The 23486-nt window shown below is 66.2% G+C and carries 23 protein-coding genes; 10 read left to right on the forward strand and 13 right to left on the reverse strand.

Annotation, left to right across the window (positions count from 1 at the left end; all coding sequences use genetic code 11):
* Positions 1 to 84: 84 nt before the first annotated feature.
* From DDT93_RS14910 to DDT93_RS14925, 4 genes are all read left to right on the forward strand, one after another.
* Positions 85 to 1095: an acyltransferase family protein gene (locus tag DDT93_RS14910; protein WP_157960185.1), complete on the forward strand. Its 1011-nt coding sequence runs from the start codon at positions 85 to 87 to the stop codon at positions 1093 to 1095.
* 82 nt (positions 1096 to 1177) lie between these two features.
* On the forward strand, positions 1178 to 2845 hold the full coding sequence (locus DDT93_RS14915; protein ID WP_109466643.1) for an adenylate/guanylate cyclase domain-containing protein: 1668 nt from the start codon (positions 1178 to 1180) through the stop codon (positions 2843 to 2845).
* Between the two features lie 163 nt (positions 2846 to 3008).
* Complete coding sequence (locus DDT93_RS14920; RefSeq protein ID WP_109466644.1) at positions 3009 to 4724, forward strand: bifunctional sulfate adenylyltransferase/adenylylsulfate kinase; 1716 nt, start codon at positions 3009 to 3011, stop codon at positions 4722 to 4724.
* Between the two features lie 166 nt (positions 4725 to 4890).
* On the forward strand, positions 4891 to 5553 hold the full coding sequence (locus DDT93_RS14925) for a flavin reductase family protein (RefSeq protein ID WP_109466645.1): 663 nt from the start codon (positions 4891 to 4893) through the stop codon (positions 5551 to 5553).
* Positions 5554 to 5562: 9 nt separating this feature from the next.
* Here DDT93_RS14925 and DDT93_RS14930 read toward each other — a convergent pair whose 3' ends face one another.
* Entirely contained in the window at positions 5563 to 6270 is a 708-nt protein-coding gene (locus DDT93_RS14930) for a hypothetical protein (RefSeq protein ID WP_109466646.1), read from the reverse strand.
* A gap of 220 nt (positions 6271 to 6490) precedes the next feature.
* On the opposite strand from DDT93_RS14930, the gene DDT93_RS14935 reads away from it, so the two are divergent.
* The gene (locus DDT93_RS14935; protein ID WP_109466647.1) at positions 6491 to 7600 is read left to right on the forward strand and encodes a beta/alpha barrel domain-containing protein; all 1110 of its coding nucleotides are present in this window, start codon (positions 6491 to 6493) and stop codon (positions 7598 to 7600) included.
* A gap of 1 nt (position 7601) precedes the next feature.
* Complete coding sequence (locus tag DDT93_RS14940) at positions 7602 to 8540, forward strand: NADP-dependent oxidoreductase (RefSeq protein WP_198654858.1); 939 nt, start codon at positions 7602 to 7604, stop codon at positions 8538 to 8540.
* On the opposite strand, the gene DDT93_RS14945 is transcribed toward DDT93_RS14940, so the two are convergent.
* From DDT93_RS14945 to DDT93_RS14985, 9 genes are all read right to left on the reverse strand, one after another.
* Positions 8537 to 9106 (reverse strand): TetR/AcrR family transcriptional regulator, encoded by a 570-nt coding sequence (locus DDT93_RS14945; protein ID WP_232825474.1) that lies wholly within the window; start codon positions 9104 to 9106, stop codon positions 8537 to 8539. The two genes, DDT93_RS14940 and DDT93_RS14945, sit on opposite strands and share 4 nt — an antisense overlap.
* 22 nt (positions 9107 to 9128) lie before the next feature.
* Positions 9129 to 9608 carry an aromatic-ring-hydroxylating dioxygenase subunit beta gene (locus DDT93_RS14950; RefSeq protein ID WP_109466650.1) on the reverse strand — a complete coding sequence of 160 codons (480 nt, stop codon included), beginning with the start codon at positions 9606 to 9608 and terminating at the stop codon, positions 9129 to 9131.
* Entirely contained in the window at positions 9608 to 10933 is a 1326-nt protein-coding gene (locus DDT93_RS14955; RefSeq protein ID WP_109466651.1) for an aromatic ring-hydroxylating oxygenase subunit alpha, read from the reverse strand. Before DDT93_RS14955 ends, DDT93_RS14950 begins: the two co-directional genes overlap by 1 nt.
* A 38-nt stretch (positions 10934 to 10971) precedes the next feature.
* On the reverse strand, positions 10972 to 12132 hold the full coding sequence (locus DDT93_RS14960) for an enolase C-terminal domain-like protein (protein WP_109466652.1): 1161 nt from the start codon (positions 12130 to 12132) through the stop codon (positions 10972 to 10974).
* Entirely contained in the window at positions 12132 to 12527 is a 396-nt protein-coding gene (locus DDT93_RS14965; RefSeq protein ID WP_109466653.1) for a VOC family protein, read from the reverse strand. The genes DDT93_RS14960 and DDT93_RS14965 overlap by 1 nt, the downstream gene beginning before the upstream one ends.
* A gap of 250 nt (positions 12528 to 12777) precedes the next feature.
* Entirely contained in the window at positions 12778 to 13554 is a 777-nt protein-coding gene (locus tag DDT93_RS14970) for a cyclase family protein (RefSeq protein ID WP_109466654.1), read from the reverse strand.
* A gap of 2 nt (positions 13555 to 13556) precedes the next feature.
* Positions 13557 to 15167, reverse strand: a complete 1611-nt coding sequence (locus tag DDT93_RS14975) for an AMP-binding protein (RefSeq protein WP_109466655.1) — start codon at positions 15165 to 15167, stop codon at positions 13557 to 13559.
* 48 nt (positions 15168 to 15215) lie between these two features.
* Positions 15216 to 16133 carry a fumarylacetoacetate hydrolase family protein gene (locus tag DDT93_RS14980; protein WP_109466656.1) on the reverse strand — a complete coding sequence of 306 codons (918 nt, stop codon included), beginning with the start codon at positions 16131 to 16133 and terminating at the stop codon, positions 15216 to 15218.
* Positions 16134 to 16150: 17 nt separating this feature from the next.
* Entirely contained in the window at positions 16151 to 17269 is a 1119-nt protein-coding gene (locus tag DDT93_RS14985; protein WP_109466657.1) for a cupin domain-containing protein, read from the reverse strand.
* A 346-nt stretch (positions 17270 to 17615) separates the two neighbouring features.
* Here DDT93_RS14985 and DDT93_RS14990 point away from each other — a divergent pair, with 346 nt between their 5' ends.
* The 4 genes from DDT93_RS14990 to DDT93_RS27070 all read left to right on the forward strand — a co-directional run bounded on the left by DDT93_RS14990 (position 17616) and on the right by DDT93_RS27070 (position 20947).
* Complete coding sequence (locus tag DDT93_RS14990; protein ID WP_232825465.1) at positions 17616 to 18098, forward strand: acyl-CoA thioesterase; 483 nt, start codon at positions 17616 to 17618, stop codon at positions 18096 to 18098.
* Positions 18099 to 18128: 30 nt separating this feature from the next.
* Complete coding sequence (locus tag DDT93_RS14995; protein ID WP_109466658.1) at positions 18129 to 18653, forward strand: MarR family winged helix-turn-helix transcriptional regulator; 525 nt, start codon at positions 18129 to 18131, stop codon at positions 18651 to 18653.
* Between the two features lie 142 nt (positions 18654 to 18795).
* Positions 18796 to 19644, forward strand: a complete 849-nt coding sequence (locus tag DDT93_RS15000; RefSeq protein ID WP_157960186.1) for an alpha/beta hydrolase — start codon at positions 18796 to 18798, stop codon at positions 19642 to 19644.
* 43 nt (positions 19645 to 19687) lie between these two features.
* Entirely contained in the window at positions 19688 to 20947 is a 1260-nt protein-coding gene (locus DDT93_RS27070; RefSeq protein ID WP_269800950.1) for an Ohr family peroxiredoxin, read from the forward strand.
* Positions 20948 to 21004: 57 nt separating this feature from the next.
* Here the strand turns inward: DDT93_RS27070 and DDT93_RS15015 are convergent, their stop codons facing one another.
* Genes DDT93_RS15015 through DDT93_RS15025 form a run of 3 tightly spaced genes read right to left on the reverse strand, consistent with a single transcriptional unit; the run spans position 21005 to position 23432 of the window.
* On the reverse strand, positions 21005 to 21727 hold the full coding sequence (locus DDT93_RS15015) for a maleate cis-trans isomerase family protein (protein WP_109466660.1): 723 nt from the start codon (positions 21725 to 21727) through the stop codon (positions 21005 to 21007).
* A gap of 24 nt (positions 21728 to 21751) precedes the next feature.
* Positions 21752 to 22150, reverse strand: a complete 399-nt coding sequence (locus DDT93_RS15020) for a Rid family detoxifying hydrolase (RefSeq protein ID WP_109466661.1) — start codon at positions 22148 to 22150, stop codon at positions 21752 to 21754.
* Positions 22151 to 22172: 22 nt separating this feature from the next.
* Positions 22173 to 23432, reverse strand: a complete 1260-nt coding sequence (locus DDT93_RS15025; RefSeq protein ID WP_157960187.1) for an NAD(P)/FAD-dependent oxidoreductase — start codon at positions 23430 to 23432, stop codon at positions 22173 to 22175.
* Between the last annotated feature and the right edge of the window lie 54 nt (positions 23433 to 23486).

A 23486-nucleotide genomic window follows, 5' to 3' on the forward strand; every position in this document is an offset into this window, starting at 1 on the left:
TCGAATTTTTGACCCCGCCCCAGCCGGGCTCTAAGCTCGGCCACCGATGTTAACGAGAGCCCTTTTCCAGTGAGTGACGTCCCCTTGAAGACCGACAAGCATATTTCCAGCCTCGACGGCATCCGGGCGCTCAGCATTCTTCTGGTTCTGTCCTGCCACATGCTGCCCCTCGGCCCCAGCAGCCTGCAGCTGAACTCGCTGGCCGGGGCGCTTGGCATGAGCCTGTTCTTCGGCCTCTCTGGGTTCCTGATCGCGCGGTTTCTCTGGAACGACCAGAACATCCCCAAGTTTCTGGTGCGCCGCCTTGCCCGGATCGCGCCGCTGGCGCTGCTGGTCAGCGCGGTCTACTGCCTGATCCTGCAGTATCGACCCGACAGCTTCGCCGCGATCAATCTCTACGTGCTGAACTACTGGCACAGCGCCATCAATCCCTACGTCAGCCCGCTGTGGTCGCTGGGGGTCGAGATGCACTTCTACGTCGCCATCGCCATCGCGGTCCTCTTCCTCGGGCGCGGCGCGTTCTGGCTGGTGGGGCTTGGCGCGCTGGTGGTCACCGGGCTGCGGATCGAGGATGGCGGCTTTGCGAACATCCAGACCCACCTGCGGGTGGACGAGATCCTTGCCGGATCGCTGGCCGCCATCGCCTACGAGAACCGCGCAAAGCCTGCCGTTGCCCGGGTCTGGCGATTTCTGCCCCACGCGTTCTGGCCGGCGGTGATCCTGCTGGTGCTGTCCAGTTCGCCGCTGACGGACCCGCTCTATTACTTCCGCGCCTATTTCGCCGGGCTCTCCATCGCCTCGGTCGTGGCCATGTCGAACACCTGGCAGACCCGCGTGCTTGGCCTGCCGTCGCTGCGCTACGTCGCCGAGATCTCCTTTGCGCTCTACGTCTGGCATTCACCGTTCCGGCATTTCTGGTGGGACGAGGGCACGACGGTCGAGCGCTACCTGTTCAAGCGTCCCCTCGCCTTCTTCTGCATCTTCGCCCTCGCCCACCTCAGCACCTTCTATTTCGAGAAGCCGATTCAGCGGCTTGCGCGAAACATCCGGTTCGACCGTGCGGGCCGGGCAGGCAGCCGGGCCAAGGCACCGTGACTGAGCGCGAATGCACATAGGCTGACGCTTGACCGTTTCCGTCGGGAAACGCAGTCTGCGCGAAACCCTAGGCGGAGGTCGCATGAAAAGCCGGTGGCGGGGAAACCTGAGAACGCGGATTCGCGTTGCGTCCGGCCTCGTGCTGTTCGCATTCGCCCTCACGCATTTCATCAACATCGGCTTCGGCCTGTTCTCGTCCGAGCTGATGGCGGCGGGTCAGGCCCTGCGCCAGACGGTGACGCGGAGCCTGCCCGGGTCGGTCCTGCTCTATGCCGCGCTGTTCACCCATGCCGGGCTGGCGCTCTACCGGCAGGGGCGGCGCACCACGCTGCGGATGCCGCTCTGGGAAGCGATGCAGATCGTGCTGGGGCTGCTGATCCCCCTGCTGCTGACCGCCCATATCGTGCACACCCGCGTCGCCCATTCCCTCTTCGACGTGAATGACTCGTTCAAGTATCTCGTCGCGCTGATCTTCGACACCACGGACGGCTGGCTGCAAAGCCTGCTGATGCTGATCGTCTGGACCCACGCCTGCATCGGCCTGCACTTCTGGCTGCGTGCCGAAGGCTGGTGGCAACGCTTCCTGCCGGTGCTGGCCGCGCTTGCCGCGCTGGTTCCTGCCTTTGCGCTGGCCGGATTCCTGACCGAGGGCCGCCGCATGGCCCGCGTGCTGGCCGACCCGGAGGGCCGGGAGCAGCTCTATGCCGCGACCAACTGGCCCGACTGGGATGGCTTTGTCACCCTCATGGGCATCGCGTGGGACGCGCGTATGGTCTTCGTCGCGCTGGTTCTGATCACCGCGGCGATCTACGCCGGGCGCAAGCTGATCCGCCGCAACACGGTGCGCATCCGATACGTCGACGGACCCGAGATCTCCTCGCCCAAGGGTCCGACCCTGCTGGAGATGTCGCGGGCCAATGGCGTGCCCCACACCGCCCTCTGCGGCGGACGCGGGCGCTGCACCACCTGCCGGGTCATCGTAGAGGACGGCGGGGCGACCCTGCCCGCCCCGAGCGAGGCCGAGGCACGTAGCCTGCGCGCCGTCGGCGCACCCGCGGGCAGCCGGCTGGCCTGCCAGATCCGTCCGAGCGAACCGCTGACCGTCTACCGCGTGTTCCAGACCGACGGCAAACGCGCCCGCGATCATGCCAGCCACGGGCAGGAACGGCGCATGGCGATCCTGTTTCTCGACATTCGCGGCTTCACCGCTCGCACCACGGGCCAGTTGCCCTATGACGTCGTGTTCCTGCTGAACCGCTTCTTCGACGCCATCGTGCCCGCGATCACCCAGTCTGGCGGCGTCGTCGACAAGTACCTCGGCGACGGCTTGCTGGCGCTTTTCGAGGCGCCGAGCGAGGCGCTCTCGGCGCAGGCGGCGCTGAAGGCAACCGGCAGCATCGGCGCGGCGCTCGAGACCTTCAACGAGACGCTGGCCCGCGAAGGCATCCCGCACATTCGCATCGGCGTGGGCCTGCACCTTGGCGACGTGGTCATGGGCGAGATCGGCGCCGTGGGTAACGCGCCCCGCACCATCATCGGCGAAAGCGTCAACGCGGCGAGCCGTCTGGAGGCCAAGACCAAGGAGCTTGGAGTCGAGGCGCTGATCTCGGCGCCGGTGCTTGCCGGAGCGGGAATCGACTGCGCTCCCCTCGAATTATTGACCCTTGAACTGCGCGGTGTGCATGCCCCCGTGAACGCCCTCGCGGTGTCGCGCGCGGCGGCCCTCGAAACGGTCCTCAAACCGGCCTGAAAGACGCTGGATCGTCCCATTTCGGCAAGCTTTCGCGCCAAAATATCCCAACTTGGCAAAATCGGGTTCCAACACCTAGACTTTGCCTTGCCCTTAAGTCTATTCGCACCCCGACCCGGTGCGACGGGCCCATCCGACACGATGCAGAACGGAAAGATTTGAAATGACCATGCTCAGCAATCTGGCCCCGATCCCGGAGCTGTATGTTTCCTACGACTCCGCCCAGAAACTGAAGGTCGAAGCAGCCGACCTGACGAGCCATGACCTGACCCCGCGCCAGATCTGCGACCTCGAACTGCTCATGAATGGCGGCTTCTACCCGCTGAAGGGCTTCCTGAGCGAGGAAGACTACAACGGCGTCGTCGACGACATGCGCCTGGCCGACGGCACCCTCTGGCCGATGCCGATCAACCTCGACGTGTCCGAGAAGTTCGCCGACAGCATCGAGATCGGTCAGGACATCGCGCTGCGCGACCAGGAAGGCGTGATCCTCGCCACCATGACCGTCACCGACAAGTGGGTGCCGAACAAGGCGAAGGAGGCCGAGAAGGTCTTTGGCGCCGATGACGACGCGCACCCGGCGGTGAACTACCTGCACAACACCGCGGGCAAGGTCTACCTCGGCGGCCCCGTCACCGGCATCCAGCAGCCTGTGCACTACGATTTCCGCGCTCGTCGCGACACCCCGAACGAGCTGCGCGCCTACTTCCGCAAGCTCGGCTGGCGCCGCATCGTGGCGTTCCAGACCCGCAACCCGCTGCACCGCGCGCACCAGGAACTGACCTTCCGCGCCGCCAAGGAAGCACAGGCCAACCTGCTGATCCACCCGGTCGTTGGCATGACCAAGCCCGGCGACGTCGATCACTTCACCCGCGTGCGCTGCTACGAGGCCGTTCTCGACAAGTACCCGGCCGCCACCACCACCATGTCGCTGCTGAACCTTGCCATGCGCATGGCCGGCCCGCGCGAGGCGGTCTGGCACGGCCTGATCCGCAAGAACCACGGCTGCACCCACTTCATCGTCGGCCGCGACCACGCGGGCCCGGGCAAGAACTCGGCAGGCGAGGATTTCTACGGCCCCTATGACGCGCAGGACCTGTTCCGCGAGCATGAGGCCGAGATCGGCGTCGAAATGGTCGACTTCAAGCACATGGTCTGGGTGCAGGAACGCGCCCAGTACGAGCCGATGGACGAGATCGAGGACAAGGACAACGTCACCATCCTCAACATCTCCGGCACCGAACTGCGCCGCCGTCTGGCCGAGGGCCTCGAGATCCCCGAGTGGTTCTCGTTCCCCGAGGTGGTCAAGGAACTGCGCCGCACCAAGCCGCCGCGTTCCAAGCAGGGCTTTACCGTGTTCTTCACCGGCTTCTCCGGCTCGGGCAAGTCGACCATCGCCAACGCCCTCATGGTCAAGCTGATGGAAATGGGCGGCCGTCCGGTCACCCTGCTCGACGGCGACATCGTGCGGAAGAACCTCAGCTCCGAGCTCGGCTTCTCGAAAGAGCACCGTGACCTGAACATCCGCCGCATCGGCTATGTTGCCTCCGAGATCACCAAGAACGGCGGCATCGCGATCTGCGCGCCCATCGCGCCCTACGCGACCACCCGCCGCGCCGTGCGTGAAGACATCGAAGCCTTTGGCGCCTTCGTCGAAGTGCACGTCGCGACCACGATCGAGGAATGCGAGCGCCGTGACCGCAAGGGCCTCTACAAGCTGGCCCGCGAAGGCAAGATCAAGGAGTTCACCGGCATCTCCGACCCCTACGACGTTCCGGAAAACCCGGAACTGCGGGTCGAGACTGAAGGCACCGACGTGGACAACTGCGCCCACCAGGTCCTGCTCAAGCTGGAAAGCATGGGCCTGATCGCAGTCTGATCGCCCTGCCCCACCGACATACGAAAGCCCCGGTCCACATGGTCCGGGGCTTTTGTTTTGGGCGTTTGCCGTTCAGGCGGATGCTACACCGCGGGTACAGCTTCAATTCATTTTACATATAAAGCTTATTGCGCCAATCTGGGGCGGACCAATCAGGACCACCTCTATGCGCTTTGATCTCGACCAGCTCGAAACCCCGATCGTCTACAAGCTGCTGGCGGCCTCGGTGCATCCGCGCCCGATTGCCTGGATCACGACGATGGACGCCGGGGGTGGCGTCAATGCCGCGCCCTACAGCTTCTTCAACGTGATGGGTTCGGCCCCGCCGACAGTGGCCATTGGCTTGCTGGCCGACCCCAAGCGCGGGTTCAAGGACACGGCTCAGAACATCCTCGACACCGGCGAATTCGTGGTCAATCTCGTGCCAGAGCGTTTGGTGGAACAGATGAACGTCACCGCCATTGATGCGCCCCGCGGGACCGATGAGCTGGCCCTCGCCGGTCTGGAAACCGCGCCCTCCAGCCTGATCGCCCCGCCCCGCATCGCGGCGAGCCCGGTGTCGATGGAGTGCACGTCGCTCTCGACCGTGGTCACCGGCCCGTCGCAGTCGGTGGTGATCGGCCGCGTCCTCGCGATTCATATCGACGACGCGCTGGTCAAGGATGCGGCGCGCGGGCACCTGCACGCCGAGGCGCTCGAACTCGTGGCGCGGGGCCACGCCAGCACCTACTTCCGCACCACCGACCGGTTCGAACTCGACCGGCCCTTCTGGTCGGAGACCGAGGCCGCGCCAGCGCCCCGCGCGACCGCAACCGCGCGGGGGGACTGACGGCGCGGGTCAGCGGCCCGGGAGGATTTCCCGGGTCTGCAGCGCGTAGTGGCAGTTGCCGCCCTCGAAGGCGGGGAACTGGGCGAAATCAGCCGACATCCGAGCGCGCACCGGCGACTCGATCGCGGCCATCAGCCCCTCCACCGTCTTGAAGGCGATCTTGTTGCGCTGCATGTAGTTGACGCGCGCCCACGGCAGGAAACCGATCCAGTCCAGGCGCGAACAGACCTCGATCTCGCGGATGCCCGGGAAGTCCTGCATCACCGCGGTATGGTTGCGCAGGTAGTAGTCGAGCCAAACGTTCAGGTCCTCCGCCTTGCCCGGGTAGTGGACGAGGTAGCTGCAGAAGGTCTTGTCCTCCTCGCTCTCGGGAACGGTGTCCTTGAATCGGCGGACGACCATCGCCTGCTGTTCGACCTTGGCCCCGGCGAGGCTCTTGACCGCCTCGGTTCCCAGCAGGCCCTGCAGGTGGCCATCCTTCGCCAGCGCCCCCTCAAGGTCCTCGATGGCGTCGAAGTAGAGTTCCATCGCCAGTTGCGGCGGGGCGTCGTCATTGGGGTAGTACTTGGCGACCGACTGCACACCGGCAAACAGCAATCCGCGCGTCAGGCCGGGCGTCGCCTCGATCAGCTCCGCCACCTGCGCAAGGTCTTCGGCGCCGATTTCGCGGGTCGGCTGGGCAGTGTCGAAGAACGAAAGAAAATAGGCAAATCGCATGGCGGTGAGCACTTTCCTGCTGGCTGTTAGGTGAAATTTTGCACTTTTTTGAGGACGGACCTTTCCCCGGCCCGGGTTCACGTTGACACGCAGGATTTTGTTGGGCAACAATTATTTTATACATAAAGCAAATTCCGGGACCGCGCCGGAAAACTGCTGAAACGGCAGGCTGAGATGCGGGTCCGGGTGCTTTGACATCGCCTGACGGGAGGATAGGCCAATGGGCAGGACCGACAGCATCGACACCAAAGTTCCCGGCCCGGTGTCCCGGCCGCTCTACCGCATGGACCAGACCTTCGAGGTGAACGCAGCGGCGGGTCCGGACTTTGACGGGCCCTTCCCCGCCGTGCCGGTGACGCCGACCAAGGAGTTCTTCGGCCACCCCGTCGCCTCGCGGATCGGGGTTGCCGCCAGCCTCGTCCTAAACAGCGCTTGGGGCGAGACCTTTGGCCGTCTCGGGTTCGATCTCCTGACCTACAAGACCATCCGCAGGCGCAGGAAACTGGCCCACCCTGCCCCGAACTGGCTCTACCCGGATCAGACCAGCGTCTCGAAGAGCCGGGATGTTCCCATGACACTCGGCCTCGCCCTGCCGGGCGATCCGGTTTCGGCCACGGCGGTCGGCTCCATCGGGATGCCCTCGGTCGCGCCCGAGGTCTGGCGCGAAGACATCGGCAAGACCCGGCAGGCCCTGCGCGAGGGACAGGTCCTGATCGTCTCGGTTGTCGGTACGGCGGTCGAGGGGATCACCCCCGAGGCTTTCGTCGAGGATTTCTGCGCCCTTGCCGCCGAGGCAGTGGAAGCCGGCGCGCAGGTGGTCGAGATCAACCTCTCCTGCCCGAACGTTGCCAGCAGCGAGGGCGAGCTCTACCTCGACACGCCCTTCGCGTCGCGCGTCGCGGGGGCGGTGCGCGCGCGGATCGGCACGGTGCCGCTGCTGGTCAAGATCGGCGCGATTGAGGACGACGCGCAGATGGCGATCCTGTTGCGTGCACTGGCGCCCGTCGTCGACGGCGTCTCCATGATCAACGCCCCGAGCCGGGTGCTGCTGAACCGCGACGGCACCCACGCCTTCGGTGAGACCCGCAAGACCGCCGGGATGATGGGGGGCGTCAATTTCGAGATCGGGCTGGACTGCGTCCGGCGCGCGGTTGCGATCATCGACCGCGAGGCCCTGCCGCTGCGCATCCTCGCGGTCGGCGGCGTCACCTCGCCCGAACGGATCGCGGCCTATTTCGAGGCCGGTGCCTATGCAGTCATGGGGGCCTCCGCCCTTGCCTGGGATCCCTATCTCGCCATACGAAGCAAGCAGCTTCACCCGGAGTTCTGACATGCTGGCCATCCAATACGAAGACTTCGGCGCGCCCGATGTCCTGCACCTGCGCGACGTGGCCACCCCCGAGCCCGGCCCCGGCGAGGTGCTGGTCGACCTGCGCGCGGCCAGCGTCATCCCGGCGGACTGGAAGCTGCGCGCCGGGCACCTGAAGGGGATGTTCCCCGTCACCTTTCCCAAAATCCCCGGCCGCGACGGCGTGGGGATCGTCAGCAAACTGGGCGACGGCGTCGATTACGTTTCGCTGGGGGACCCGGTCTGCGTGATCGCGCAGCACACCGAGAACGGCACACATGCCCAGTGCATCGTCCGCGACCGCGACACCCTTGTTCCGCTGCCGGTGGGGATGGATTTCAACCATGCCGCCGCGCTCATGCATGCGGGGATCTGCGCGTGGATCTGCCTGGTCGAAGACGCCAGGGTGCAGCCCGGCCAGCGGGTTCTGGTGCAGGGCGGCGCGGGCTCGATCGGCAGCCTTGGCATCCAACTCGCCAAGCACCTCGGCGCCCATGTCACCACCACCTGCCGCGCGGCGAACGCAGCGTTCGTGCGAGAGATGGGGGCGGATGCCGTGCTGGCCTATGACGAGGTCGACTTTGCCGAGACGCCCGACCGCTTCGACGTGATCTTTGACCTGATCGGCGGCGACACCCACCGCAAGTCCTATGCGCTCCTGAAGCCCGGCGGTCACATGGTCTGCCTGCGCGCGGCCCCGATCGAGGATCTCTCAGCGCAGTACGGTGTCACCATGCACGTTCCCGTGGTGCATGACCGGCTTTACGCCATCGAGGCGACGGTCAAGCTGGCCGAAGAGGGCGTGTTCCGCCCGCAGATCGCCCGGCTTCTGCCGCTGGCTGAGGCGGCCGAGGCGCAGCGGACGCTGGAGGCCGGGGAAGTCACCCGTGGCCGCGTGGTGCTGGAAATCCCGCCGCGCTAACCGTCGGCGCCCAGCATCATGTCGCACATGGTCTCGGCCAGCCGCTCCAGATCGCTGATGTCATTCAGGCGGCGATTGATGACGAAACCGTCGTAGGCCATCATGATCAGGTTCGGCAGGCTCTCGACATCGAGCCGTGCCAGAACCTCCTGGGGCAGACACTGGCGCAGCATGTCCAGCACCCGCTGTTCCGTTGCCTTGAGCAGCGGGGTCGTCTTGCCGCCCACCGGGTCGGCGGCCGACAGCGCCTCCATCAGGCTGTTTGCCAGTCCGATGTTGTCCTGCGGAATGTCCCGCCAGATGCCGAGGAGCAGGCAGCGCAGCTTGTCCCGCGGTGTCGCGGCCCGGTCCAGTTCCACTGCCAGCCAGACAAAGCGCGACTCCTGCCAGGGTTCGTAGACCGCATAGAGCAGCGCCATCTTGGACGTGAAGTAGGAGTAGATGCTGCCGACGCCCACGCCCGCGCCCTCCGCGATCTTCGGCAGCTTGGTCTTGTGATAGCCATGCTCCGAGAACTGCGCGAGGGCGCTGTCGAAAATCGCCTGGCGCACCGCCTCCTTCTTCACCTGGACCAAGCCGGTCCTCCTTTCAGAACGGGATGGTGATCAGCGGCAGCGTCCCCCCGGCGTTCACCAGATCGACCCGCTTGAGCAGGATGCGGTAGGAGTCCCCGACCGGCTCCAGTTCGAAGCTCTGGCGCCCGGCAAAGGTCTTCTGTTCGCTCGACTGGTACTGGATGCACAGAAACGTGCAGTTTGCCCGGACGATCCCGTCGTCACCTTCCTCAACCTCGATGTTGCTCAGCATATGCGTCGTGCTGGGCATCGGGGTCAACACCAGCGCCCGCGCCTCGAACAGGCGCTGCACCCGGATCGAGAGGATCGGGTAGTCCTCGTAGATGATCGAGGCCACGTTCAGCGGGTCGGTCTGCCCCGGCTGGCTGGGCATCCAGTAGACGCCCTCGGGGGCATAGAGCTCCAGCCATGCGGCGAAATCGCCGGTATCGAGCAGGCGGGCTTCCCTGAAGAGAAACGCCTCGACCCGGGATTGCGGTGTCATGTCCAGCATCACGCGGCCTCCCGCGTCATCATCTCGACCCAGGCCTTGAACTGGACCCGCATCGGCATCTCGCTGGCGACACCCGAGACGGCGCCCGTGTCGTCCGTCTGGTCGATGTCGAGCCCGCGCGAGAAATCGACCCAGGGGCTGTCGTCGCGGTCCAGTCCAACCTGGACCCGCTCCAGCATCTCGACGTCATCGGAGAAGATCATCGAGGCGGGCGAGGCCAGCGTCGACAGGAACCGCACCGCGCGATGGTACATCGCATCGGGCGCGCCCTTGAGGCGGAAGCACTGGACGCGCACCAGCGTCCGGTCGTGCGACAGCGGGATGGTGATGCGCATCTGCTGGTGCTGCGCGTTCAGCACCATGTTCGGGTAGATGATGTTGTTGAACCGGTCGACGCTCAGCGTCTCGATGGTCTTTTCCTTGCCGTAGGCCGCGACCAGCTGCTGCTTGTATTCGGCCATCACCGGGTCTTCGTCGCTGTCGACCATGACCCCCTTGCTGTAGAAGTTGGACATGTAGGTATGGCCGTTCGCCAGCCCCTTGAGCTGGATGCCCTCCCACTGCTGCACGCCGAACCCGTTCGCCTCCAGCATGACGCGGGTCTGGTCGCTGTCGATCTTGGAGGCGTTCTGCGGAGCGCGGCGCGCGGCACCGACCGAGGAACTGTGCACGAAGGTCGGGTGGAAGATATCCGCCGCGTTTTCGAGGTGCAGCTTCCAGTTGCCCTTGTACTCGAGCGTGAAGGAGCTCTCGGACAGTTCCACCTCGCCCTCCGGCGCGCGGTCGTTGAGGTTGTCGATGATGTCGGTCATCTCGCCCAGCTGTTCGAGCAGCGGCGCGGGGTCCTCGTTCAGTGTGGCGAAGATGAAGCCGCGATAGGTCTGCACATGCTTGACCCGCTGCATGTGGTTGATCGGGTCCGCCATGTCGAAGCTCTCGGGATAGCTCTGCTTGTGCGGCACGGTCGAGAGGGTCCCGTCGGGACGGAAGGACCACGCGTGGTAGGGACAGTTCAGCAGTTGGCTCTTGCCCTTGTCGACCATGCACATGCGCGCGCCACGATGCGGGCAGCGGTTGTGCAGCACGTAGATCTCGCCATCGGTGTGGCGCGTGACCAGCACCTCGTACTGCGCAAGGCGGGTGCGGAAGAAGGCGCCGGGTTCCTTCACCTGGCTCTCGTGCGCGAGGTAGATCCACATCCGGCCAAAGATGCGCTCCATCTCGAGCTTGAACACCTCGGGGTCGGCATAGGCGCGGCGGTGGACCTGGTGGGGGCGGACGAAATCGCGGATCTCGTCGGTGGTGGGTATCTCTTGCATATCCATGGCTGGATCACCTCTGTTCCTGTTGGGTCATGTCCGGTTCAGTGCGCCAGCACCTTTCCGAATAGCTGTTCGAAGACGGGGAGTTGCTCGAACCCGACGCCGGGTTCCGAGGGAAGCGTCGCGATGCCGTCGGCAATGGGCACCTGTGCGGTGATCTGGCCGAACAGGCTGGCCGTGCTGATCGCCACCTCGGCCAGTCCAAGGCCAAGGCCCGCCGCCGTGTGCATCGCCAGCAGGTGCCCGGCGTGGGGCGCAAAGGCGCCGCGCTGCCAGCCCGCCCCGGCGAAGAGGTCGAGGATGCGGCGATACTCGACGATCCCGTAACTGGCCGAGATGTCGAACTGCAGCAGGTCGCGGTCCGCCCGCAGCCCGCCGTAACGCAGCAGGTTGCGCGCGTCGTCGAAGGAGAACAGGTTCTCCCCCACCGCGAGCGGCAGGGCGGCTTCGGCGGCGATCTCGGCGTTCAGGGCATAGTCCAGCGCCGTGCCGGGTTCTTCCAGCCAGGCGATGGGATAGCCCGCCAGCGCGGCGAGATAGGCGCGCGCGGTGGTCAGATCGAAGATACCGTTGGCATCGAGCGCCAAGGCGCCGTCGCCGACCACCGCCAGCGCGGCCTCGATCCGCGCCATGTCGTCCGCCAGCGGGGCCGCCCCGATCTTGATCTTCATCCGGGTGTGGCCCGCGTCGATCCCCTTTTGCAGGTCGGCGCGCAGCACCTCGCGGTCGTTCTCGTCCGCGTAGTGCCCGCCGCTGGCATAGACCGCCACGCGGCCCGGCGCGTCGGCCTGCCCGTCGAGATCCGCGAGGTAGCGCCAGAGAGGCACCCCCGCGATCTTGGCCGCCAGATCCCAGACCGCCGCGTCGATCACCCCCACCGCGCCGCTGCGCTCGCCATGCCCGCCGAACTTTTCGTTGGCCATGAGGATGCGCCACACGGCGTCCGGGTCGATCTGGGCGCCGTCCCAGTAGAGCTCCGGATCGGCCGACAGCAGGCGCGGGATGAAGCGCTCTCGCAGCAGGCCGCCGTGGCCATAGCGCCCGATGGTATCGAAGCCGTAGCCGACCAGCGGACGCCCCTCCCGGACCACGTCGGTGACCAGCGCCACCGCGCTTGCCGTCATCGCGTCGAAACTGATGTTGGCGCTGCGCGCAGCGACCGAGAGCGGGACGGTCGCCTCGTGGATGGCGACGATCCGCATTACGACTTGCTCTGCAGCCAGTCGTGCGAGGACATGTCGAAGACGACCCCGTTCACGTCCTTGTACTTCTTCTCGGCGTCCACGCCCGGATGCGCTTCGAGTTGCATGAAGAACTCGCCGCCGAACTCCTTGATCTTGGCATCGGTGGCCGCCTCGTCCTCGACCACGAAACCGATGTGGTGCAGGCCCGCCCAGTCCGGGCCACCCTTGCCGCCTTTGGTGCCTTCGGGGAAGTGCAGCAGCGTCAGGTTCATCGTGCCGTCCGACAGCGAGATCGCGTTGCCGATCGGGCTGACGGCCGATCCCACGCGCTTCAGTTCAAAGACGTTCTCGTAGAAGGTCGCGGCCTTTTCCAGATCCGGGACCTGAATGGCGACATGTCTCAGCTTGCCCATGAGTCACTCTCCTTGTTGCTGGCGATACGCGGCTCCCGGATGCCCCGGCCCCGCGCGATTTGTTTTACCAGTAAAAGAACAGCAGAAATCGGGGAGTCGATCAATACCGAATCTCTTTCGGTTTTGGTCAACATCAAAATATCTGCCCTGAATGAATGTTTTTCGAGCGACGACGCGCCTGCGCCTGCCCGGAAACGGAAAACGGCGCACCCCGGGGGGCGCGCCGCCTGTCGCGAATCTGTCTGTCGGGTCAGCTCTCGTGGATCGCGAAAACCCGCAGCGGGCTGCCCGAGCCGCCCTGGATCTTGAGCGGGGCCGCCACGATGACCGCGCCGCGCACCGGCAGCTGGTCAAGGTTCCTGAGGCACTGGAGACCGTAGCGCCCGTTGCCATGCAGGATCGCATGCGCGGGCAGCGGCGGATCAAAGGTGCTGCCCTGCCCCGCGTCGGTCCCCACCGTCTCGACCGCGAGGCCGAAACAGTCGCGGTCGTGGACGAGGAACTCCATCGCCCCGGCGTCGGGCCCCGGCGAATGCGCCCCGTCCTCCCGCAAGTTCAGATAGGCCGCCGTGCCGACCCGCTTGTGCCAGTCCGTCCGCAGGGCGATCCAGTGGCGCGGCGGAATGGGCCCGTTGCGGGCCTCCCAATCTTCGAGAAAGGCGCGGGTCAGCACGAAATCGGCATCCGCCGCCGCCTCTGCCACGATGTCGATCACCACCACCGGGGCCATGAAGTGCTCGGGCGGGACCGCGTCCACCGTATTGTCGGGCAGGTCCCTGCCGGTGACCCAATGCACCGGGGCGTCGAAATGGGTGCCCGTGTGTTCATTCATGGTGATCTGGTTCCAGTACCACGCTGGCCCGTCGGCGTCATAGCGCGAGACCTGCTCCATCCGGAACGGGGCGCACTGGCCGAACTCCTCGGGCAGGACGATCACCGGGAAGTCGGGGCTGAGGGTATTGGTCAGGTCCACCACGCGCAGCCGCCCGTCCGCCAGCGCCGCGATCAGGTCCAGTGCCAGTCCCATCCCTACACCTGCCGTTTCTTCTGGGCGCGCGTGTCGTGAAAGCCGCCTTCCGCCATCGTTTCGGACACCACGTCCTTCAGCGCCCCGCGCTGGATCTTCTGCGTTGCGGTCAGCGGCAGCGAGGGAACGAAGGCGACCCAGCCGGGCACCTTGTAATACGCCATCTGCTCCAACGCCCATGCCACCAGTTCAGTGGCTTTTTCCGCATCGCCCGCACCCTGCTCCAGCCGGATCAGCGCCGCGACCTCGTCGCCCCTGATCTCGTCGGGAACCGCCGCAACCGCGGCCATCGCAATCGCCGGATGGCGATTGAGGATCGCCTCGACCTCGACCGCGGCGATGTTCTCGCCCGAGCGGCGGATCACGTTCTTCTTGCGGTCCACGAAGTGCATCAGACCATCGGCGTCGCGCAGAACGATGTCGCCGGTGTGGAACCAGCCCCCGGCCCAGGCCTCTGCCGTGGCCTCGGGGTTCTTGAGATACCCCTTGGCGAAGCCATAGGTCGGATCCGCCCCGGCGCGGCGCACCAGCAGTTCGCCAGGCATCTCGTCGGCGACATCCGTTCCGGAGTCATCGACGATCCGCACCTCGACCTCAGGCGTCGGACGGCCAAAGCAGGAAGTGCCGATCTTGCGCGGCTCCTCGTGGGCGCTGATCACGCCGCCGTTGCCGGTCTCGGTCATCGCCCAGGCCTCCAGCAGCGGAAAGCCGAACCTGTCCTCGAAGGCCGCGTGCAGCTTCTGATCCACCCCGGCCCCGAAGCCGAAGCGCACCGCATGGTCGCGGTCGGCGGCGGTGGGCGCGGCGCCCATCAGCATCGCGGGCATGACGCCGAGGTAGTGAACCACGGTGGCCCCGCTGTTGCGCACCGAGTCCCACCATGTCCTCGGGTGGAAACGGTCGAGCAGGGTCAGGCAGCCGCCAACGGCGATCATCCCCATCAGCGAGGACGCCAGCGCGTTCATGTGGAACAGCGGCAGCGGCGTCAGCATCCGCTCCGCATCGGGGCGCAGACTGATGTGGCCGCCGGTTGTGGCGTACCAGTCGGCTGAGTTCAGGAAGTACTCGTTCGGCAGGATGCAGCCCTTGGGCCGCCCGGTCGTGCCCGAGGTATAGAGCAGCGCGCATTCCGTCAGGCTGCCCAGCTCTGCCCGGTCCGCCGGGGTCGCCGCATCCGGTACCGGCAGGTCGGGCGTGATGACCCGCGTTGCCAGCCCGGCGTCGCTCACCGCCGCCTGCATTTCCTCCAGCCGATCTGGCAGGACGATGGCCAGCACCATCTCAGAATGTTCGGCCTGATAGGAGAGTTCCGCGCGCCGTAGGTCCGGGTTCAGCGGGACGATGGAAACCCCGAGGGAGTTCAGGGCGAGGAACAGCTCGACCAGAACGGGACGGTTCTGCAACAGCAGCCCGACCCGGTGGCCGGGTCCGTAGCCCGCCGCCCGAAACGCCCCGGCCCAGCCTTCGGCCCGCGTGAGCATCTCGCCATAGGAGAGGTCGCCGGAGGGGATGCCGTAGATCGCCGCCGTCTCTTCCAGCACATGCAGGAAGGGGGCGGCGCCCCGGCGGCGGGCCACCGCCTCGAACAAGGTGAAAACGGTCGTTGCCGTCATGGGCGCATCCCCAGGGTTGCGGGTGGGCGGCCGGGCCGCCCTGCCCCGTCAGTCGCCGATCTTGACCACCGGGTTGCGCAGCACGCCGATGCCGTCGACCCCGCATTCGATCACATCGCCCGGCCACATCCACTCCTGCGGATCGCGCCCTGCGCCGACGCCCGAGGGCGTGCCCGTGGCGATGATGTCGCCCGGCTCCAGCGTGATGCCCGAGGAGATGTCGGAGATCAGCGTCGGGATGTCGAACAGCAGGTGTTTGGTGTTCGAGCGCTGCTTTTCCTCGCCGTTTTTCTTCAGCCAGAGGGTCAGGTCGTGCGGATCGGGAATGTCGTCTGCGGTGACGATCAGCGGGCCGAAGGGCGCGTAGCTGTCCTGCCCCTTGGAAAAAATCCACTGACCGGCGCGGCGGTTGTCGCGGGCCGAGACGTCGTTCATCACCGAGTAGCCGAAGACGTGGCTCATGGCGTCATCCTTGGCGATCCGGGTCGCGCGCTTGCCGATGATCACCGCCAGCTCGACCTCCCAGTCCAGCTGCTGCGTCATGCCCGCGTTGTGCAGGATCGGCTCGCCCGTCGCGATCACGGCGGTCGGCGGCTTGGAGAAGACCACCGGCTTGTCCGGCAGGTTGGCCGAGGTGTCGAGCGACTTGGCGCTCTCGGCGACATGCTCGACGTAGTTCAGGCCGATGCCGAAGATGTTCTTGCGCGGGCGCGGGATGGGCGCCAGCAGCCGGACGTTGGCCAGCGGCACCGCGATGCCCGGACGGCGCGAGGTCGCGGTTTCGGCCAGCGCCGCCTTGAGCGCCGCCAGGGCGTCCGGCCCCATGTCGATGAAGTCGAGCATGGTCGAGGGAAGCGGCAGGGCAACGCTCTCGCCCAGCTTGGCGACATCCACCACGAGGTCGTCCACGATCACGCCAAGGCGGCCCTCCGCAGCAACGGAGGCACGGTAAGTCACAAGTTTCACGGCAGTTTCCTTATTTCTCAGTCGGCGACGATCTGGTGTCCGTCGTTGTCCACCAGCGCCTGTTCCTTGTAGAAGCCCAGCTTCTTCATCACCGGAAGGTCGTTGAACTGGAACAGGCAGGCATCCTCGCTGGCCGAGGCGTTGGCATGTTCGTGCCACATCCAGGCCGGAACGCAGAAGATGTCGTTCTCCTTCCAGTCGAAGCGCTTGCCGCCGATGATCGAATGGCCCGATCCCTTGGCGACGTTGTAGATGATGTTGCCGGTATGGCGGTGTGCCTTGGTGGCTTCACCCGGACGCAGCATCTGCATCGCCGCGCCCATGGTCAGCATCGGATCGCCCCCGGTGTAGGGGTTCACATAGCGCATCATCACCCCGTCGTAGGGCGAGCCATCGGTCACCTTGGCGTAGTTCGACAGCGCCTCGTAGGTCTGCTCCCAGCTGAACTTCAGCAGCGGCGAATAGGGTTTGTCCCAGGTCTCGGTCGCGGGCAGCAGGCCCGGAGCGCCCCATGCCGCGATGCTGTCGTTCACCGGCAGGTTGGAGGACTGGTAGTCGTCGGGGTGCACCGCGTAGAAGTTCGCCTCCAGCGCGTTGGTCAGCGGAATGTCCAGACCATCCTGCCAAAGGCAAGTGGTGCCCGTCTCCTCGATGCCATGCTCGTGCCATGTGCCGTTCGGGGTCAGCACGAAGTCGCGCGCGCCGAGCGTCACCTTGTGGCCATCGACGATGGTATAGGCGCCGCTGCCCTCCATGATGAACCGCAGCGCCGAGGCGGCGTGGTTGTGGGCCCCTGCCCGCTCGCCCTGCTTCATCACCTGGATGCCGGAATAGAGCCAGCCGCAGGCCGCGCTCACGTCCTTGCGCTTGGGGTTGCGCAGGTAGATCACCCGCCGCCCGGCGTCCTCGGGGCGGACGAGGTCGATCGACCGGATCACCTGCTCGCGCAGGTCGGCATAGCGCCAGATCACCGGATCGGACTTGGGCGTCGGCTCCCACGGCTCGATATCGTTGGCGACGGTCCAGAGCGCCCCGGTTTCGAGTTCTGCGAGCTCTTCGTAGTAGGCGGTCAGCTCGGCGCTGTCCTTGACCCGGGCCCGGCCCAGCACGTCGTCGCGGGGATCTGCGTTTGCCATCGTATCGTCCTTTCCTCGCTGTCACGGGCGGTCTCGGAAACGCCGCCCCGATCGCGGTTTCAGCACCCGGCAAGGCGGGGCAGCCGCATGTTCCGAATTTTATTTTACATATAAAATTCTGCATCGCCAGATATTTTTGCCAAGGGCGCGGCCGATCCGCCCCGCACGGGACCAATGCGCTAAAAATGATGCAACAGGCCGATTTCCCCGGGTGTTCGCCGCTACGCAGCGGAAACTCTTGCGCACCGCACCGGCCCGCTGGTACATTTTACATGTAAAATTAATCGAGAGACGCGGGCGACAGGGGCCAATCCCCAATCGGACCGCCCGGCCAGGGGACAGGACGATGAACACTCAGGATACAACGGACAGGGCATTCCCCATCCCTCTGACACGGGCCGCGCTTTCCAAGGCATGCTGGTCGCATCCGGTCACCTTCCGGCACGGCCACTGCGACCCTGCCGGGATCGTCTACACGCCCCAGTTCTTCCATGTCTTCAACGAGGCCATCGAAGCGTGGTTCGGGGCCGAGCTTGGCATCTCTTACTACGACATCATCGGCCCCCGCCGTACCGGGCTGGGCTATGTCTCCGCCTCGTCGGTGTTTTTCCTGCCGTGCCGCATGGGCGAGCAGATCGACATTCACGTCACCGTCGCCCGCGTGGGCCGGACCTCCTACAGCTTGACACTCCACGCGATGCTGGGGGACAGTGAAGCGCTTCGGGGGGAGTTCACGACCGTTACGACCTCGCTGGACACGCACCGGCCGATCCCCGTGCCCGAGGACATCCGCCGCGCCCTGACCGACTATTCCGCCCGCTGCACGTGATTTCACCCAAAGCCCTTTGACCGGACCCAGATGACATTGCACGACGCTTCCTCCGAAGACACAAAGGCCAGCGTACTGGTCGACCGCGACCTGCCCCTGACCGAGCGGCAGAAGGCCGAGACCCGGCTGTGGCTGCAGGTGCTGAACGTGCACCGGATGATCTATGAAGACCTGAACGCGACCATGATCGCCGGGTCGGGTCTCAGCATCCCCAAGTTCGACGTGCTCGCCCACCTCTACCGGTTTCGCGATGGGCTGACGATGGGCGACCTCTCGAAGAAGCTCAAGGTGAGCAACGGCAACATCTCGGGCCTTGTCTCGCGCCTGCAAAAGGACGGCTACGTGGACCGGCGCAACGCGCCGGGCGACCGGCGTTCGTTCCTCGCCTCGATCACCGAGAGCGGGGTGGCGGCCTTCGAGAAGGCGGTGGACCTGCACCACGAGGTGATGACCGAGAAGCTGGAGGGCACGGCGCCCGAAACCATCGACGCGCTGGCCGCCGACCTCAAGGCCATCTCGGACCGCATCCGCAAGGCGCGCCAGGCCTCGTCCTGACGCCCGGTTTCCGGGCGATCCAGGCCGGCCCCGGCGCACTGATCTGCGCAAATTATATGCATATGCAGATGATTCGTTGACCGACACATGAAACTATTACATACATAAAATAAATCACCATACGCAGCACAAGGCTCCGCCCGTGACCGTCTTTGCCGCCTACTCCCAGGATGAACTCGACCGGCAGTACGACCAGTCAAACTGGTCCACCCGCCCGCCGGGAGCCTATGGCGCGGACTACCGGGAGCTGACGGACAAGGCCAAGGCCACGCTGGGCGCGCCGTTGGAGTTCTCCTACGGCGACGGGCCCAAGGAAACGCTCGACGTCTACCGCACGGACCAGCCGGATGCGCCGGTCCACGTCTTCGTGCACGGCGGGGCATGGCGGACGATGGACAAGGCCGACAGCGGCTTTGCGGCTCCCTTCTTCGTGTCGCGCGGCATCCACTTCGTCGCGCTCAACTTCGGGCTCTGCCCCGAGGTGGACCTGCCGACGATGGTGGCGCAGGTCCGCGCGGGGATCGCATGGGTGTATAGCAACGCGGGCCGGTTCGGGGGCAATCCCGAGCGGCTCCATATCAGCGGCCATTCCTCCGGCGCCCATCTCGCCGCCTGCGCGGTGATCACCGACTGGCAGGCCGAGTTCGGCCTCGACGCCTCGCCCATCAGGTCCGCCCTGCTCTGCAGCGGCGGCTACGACCTCGACGCCGTGCAGAAGAGCGCGCGCAACGACTACATGCATATCTCGGACCAGTCGGTCGAAGAGCTCAGCCCCACCCGGCACCCGGAGCGGTTCACCTGCCCCGTCGTGCTCGCCGCCGGGGGGCGGGAGTCCGACGAGTTCACCCGCCAGTCGCAGGCACTGGCCGAGGCCCTCGGGCAGCCGCTGCACATCGCCGAGGGGATGGATCATTTCGAGGTCAGCTTTACGCTGGCAACACCCGACGGGCTGCTCGCGAGATACGCGCTGGAGCTGATCGGCAAGGACTGACGACCGGCAACCGACAACGGCGACACAAGCAGGGGACGACGCGTTGAAAATCTACTGGCAGAGCTTTGTCGACGGTGTTGTCGGCGCCTCCTACCTGGCCCGCCTGCAGGACTACCTGCGCGAGATCGCAGCACCGGGGACCGAGGTCACGGTGTTCGGCATGACCCCGCCCGACCGCGATTTTGGCCGCCTCTCCGAGATGCGCTGCGCCATTCAGGCCGTCGCGGCGGGGATCGACGCCGAGGACGCGGGCTATGACGCCTTCGTCATGGGCCACTTTCAGGATCCGGGCCTTTACGAATTGCGCTCGACCCTGCGGATCCCGGTGATCGGGACCGGCGAGGCCACCCTGCTGGCCGCCTCGCAGCTTGGCCGCCGCATCGGGCTGGTGACGCTGGACCCGGCGTTCGAGGTCTGGCACCTCGAACAGGCCGAGCGCTACGGACTGGGCGACCGGGTGAAGTTCTGCACCGGCATGGGACTGACCCCGCAGGATTTCGACGTCTGCTTTGGCGGGGATTCCGGAAAGCGGCGCGAACTGCTGGACGGCTTTACCCAGATCGCCCGCCCGATGGTGAAACAGGGCGCCGACGTCATCGTGCCCGCGGGCGTCCTCCCCGGGCTGCTGGTCGGCACCGAGAAGGGCTTCAACGTCGATGGCGCGCCGGTGGTGAACTGTGCCGCCGTGGCGCTCAAGTCCGCCGAGATGTGGGTCCAGTTGCACCAGATGAGCGACCTCGAACCGAACCGCGGCGCGGCCTTCGCCCTCGCCCCCCAACGCGCCCGCGAGGATTTCAGGAAACTGGCCGCGCAGGGCATTCCCGCGCTCGCCCAGAACGCCCCGGCCACGCCCGGGACCACCAGCCAAGGAGTATCGGACATGCCCGCCAAGATCGTCTACAGCACCGAAGTCACCGCCACCGGGGGCCGCGAAGGCACCGCCAAAAGCGCCGACGGCAACCTCGACGTTGCGCTGGTCATGCCCAAGGAATTCGGCGGCCCCGGCGGTGACGGCACCAACCCGGAACAGCTGTTCGCCGCCGCCTGGTCGGCCTGCTTCCTCAGCGCCACCAAGCTGGTCGCGCGGCTGAACAAGATCACCCTGCCCGCCGATCCGGTGATCACTGGGCGCATCGACGTGCATTCCGGCGACGATGGCTATTCGCTGGGGGCCGAGCTCAAGATCTCGATCCCCGGTCTCGAGAAATCCGTGGTGCAGGAGATCGTCGACGGCGCGCACCAGCGCTGCCCCTTCTCCAAGGCCACGCGCGGCAACGTGGACGTGATCCTGACGGTGGTCTGATCCCCTGTACTTCCGTCTGACTGGCCCCGGCGATTGCACCCGCCGGGGCCTTTTTCGTCAGGCCGGCTCGAAGGCGCCTTCGAGCAGCTTGCCGTAGCCCGGATAGCGGTCCCCGATGCCGAGCATCCGCAGGCAATGCCAGACCACCGCCTGATTGCTGGCGATGACCGGACGGCCAAAGGCCGCCTCGATCCGTTCCAGCACCGGGCTGATCTGGATCCCCGCGCAACTGATCAGCAGCCCGTCGGCCTCCACATCAAGAAGCGTCAGCGCTTCCTCGTACCAGCGTTCGGGCGGGATCGCCCCCTGATCCAGCGGGTTGGTGCAGGGAATGCCGCCGCAGGCCACGACCTCGAAACCCTCCCTTTCGAGGATCTCGATCTCGGCCCGGTTCACCTCGTCCACATAGGCGGTCATCATCGCGATGCGCTTCATGCCCGCCGCCCGCATCGCCGCCAGCACTGCCTCGAAGGTGGTGGTCGAGGTCACGCCCGTCGCCTTCTCGACCCGCCCGTTGATGACCGAGGGGCCGACCACCGCGCTTGCCGCGGTGCAGTTCAACAGGATCAGCTGCACCCCCGCATCGGCGCCAAGCTGGGCGTGCACCTCGATGTCGTCCACCAGCTTGTGGTCGTCCTCCAGCCCCGAGCGGGTGAAGGTCAGCCGCGTGGTGACGAACTGCACCCCCTCGGGCGCCATCCGCTGCACCTCGAAGTCGCATTGCCCGCCAGAGGGGTAGAGCTGCGCGATCTTGGCGCGCCATCCGTAACCAAGGTACATGGCCGGTCTCCTAGCGGCTGGCGGTCATGCGACCGCCATGCATTCGATTTCGATGTCGAACTCCATCGGCCACGAGGCCACGGTGACGAAGGTCCGTGTCGGAAACGGCGCCTTGAAGTACTTCATGTAGACCTCGTTCACGATCCGGAAGTAGGCCGAGTTGGTGCAGTAGATCGTCGTCTTGACCACCTTGTCGAAGGACGAGTCCGAGGCGGCGAGGATCGCCCCGATGTGGCGCAGCACTACCTCGGTCTGGGTCGCGATGTCGCCGCGCACCAGTTCCCCGGTCTCCGGGTCGATCGGGGGAGCCCCCGAGATGAAGAGGAACCCGTTGGCCCGGATCGCGGGCGAGATCGGGACCTTGTTGGATTCGAGGAAGTCCGAGATGTTGGGCACCCGGATCGCTTCGAAATCGTCGCTCATTTGGTTCTCCTGTCCTGAAGGTTCAAAATCTGTCGGGGCTGCTGGCGGCCAGCGCCTGCGCCGCCTGTGCATCGCCCGTCATCGCGGCGGCCAGAAGCACCCCGCTGCGCGCAGAGAGGGTCAGCCCCAGCATGCCGTGGCCGCAGGCGTACCAGACGCGGTCATCGCCCTTGCGCGGGCCCAGCACCGGGACGCTGTCGGGCGTGCCGGGCCGGTCGCCGTACCAGCGCGTTTCGATCTGGTCTGGCAACGTCGGGATCATGCGCCGGGCCAGCGGCATCAGCATCTCGGCGCGGCGCCAGTCCGGCGCGGCGGAGTGACCGGCGAATTCCATCGTCCCCGCCACCCGGTTGACCCCGCCCACCGGGCTGACGGCGATGCTCATCTCGCCCTCTATGACCGGCCCCTGCAGGGCGTCGGCACCGGGCGGCAGAGTGATGTGGTAACCGCGCTGCGGCTCGATCGGCAGGCGCGGCCCGAACCAGCCCGACACGCCACCGGCAGCACTGCCCGCCGCGACGACCAGCCGTTCGGCCCCGAAGGTCCGGCCGCTGTCAGAGGTCAGGAACGGTTGCCCCTCCACGCTCCGCCCGCCCTTCACGATGCGGCACCGTTCGAACTGGCCCCCCTCGGCAAGGAACTGATCGAAGATCAAGGTGGAGAGCCGCTGGGGATGATCCACGTAGGCGCTGCCCGGAACGTAGACGCCGTGGCGATACTCGGGGGACAGCAGCGGTTCCAACTCGCGGATGCGCGCGGCGTCCAGCACCTCGATCTCGACCCCGTTGTAGCGGCAGGCCTCGATCTTGGCGCGGTAGGCGGCAAAGGCCTGTTCCGTCCGCACGACGTAGAGCTCGCCCCGGTTCCGGATCACCCCGTGGGCCGGGGTGCCCGCCAGCAGATCGTCGAAAGCGCGCCGCGCGCCCGACAGCAGCCCGGCCAGGGCCGCCTCGTTCCGAGCGGTGGCTTCGGGCGTGGCGTTGTGCAGCAGCTTGAGCCCCCAGGGCATCAGCGCGGGCAGATGGCGCCAGCGCATCACCAGCGGCCCCTCCGGGTCGGTCAGCATGCCCGGGACGCGCCGCAGCAGCCCCGGTGCGGCCAGCGGCAGCGATGACCCGATCTGGATCATCGCCGCGTTGCCCGCCGAACAGCCGGCACCGGGCTCTCCCGAATCGATCAGGGTGACTGCCAGCCCCCTGCGTTGCAGCGCCAGCGCCGTGCACAGCCCGACGATCCCCGCACCGAGGACGAGGACTGTGGAACCGGGCTCGACCCTTGTCATCATCTGTTCCCTTTCAAAGGAAAAATGCCCCGCATCGACCAGCGATACGGGGCA

The sequence above is a fragment of the Albibacillus kandeliae genome (genome assembly GCF_003116585.1).
Taxonomy (GTDB): Bacteria; Pseudomonadota; Alphaproteobacteria; order Rhodobacterales; family Rhodobacteraceae; genus Albibacillus; species Albibacillus kandeliae.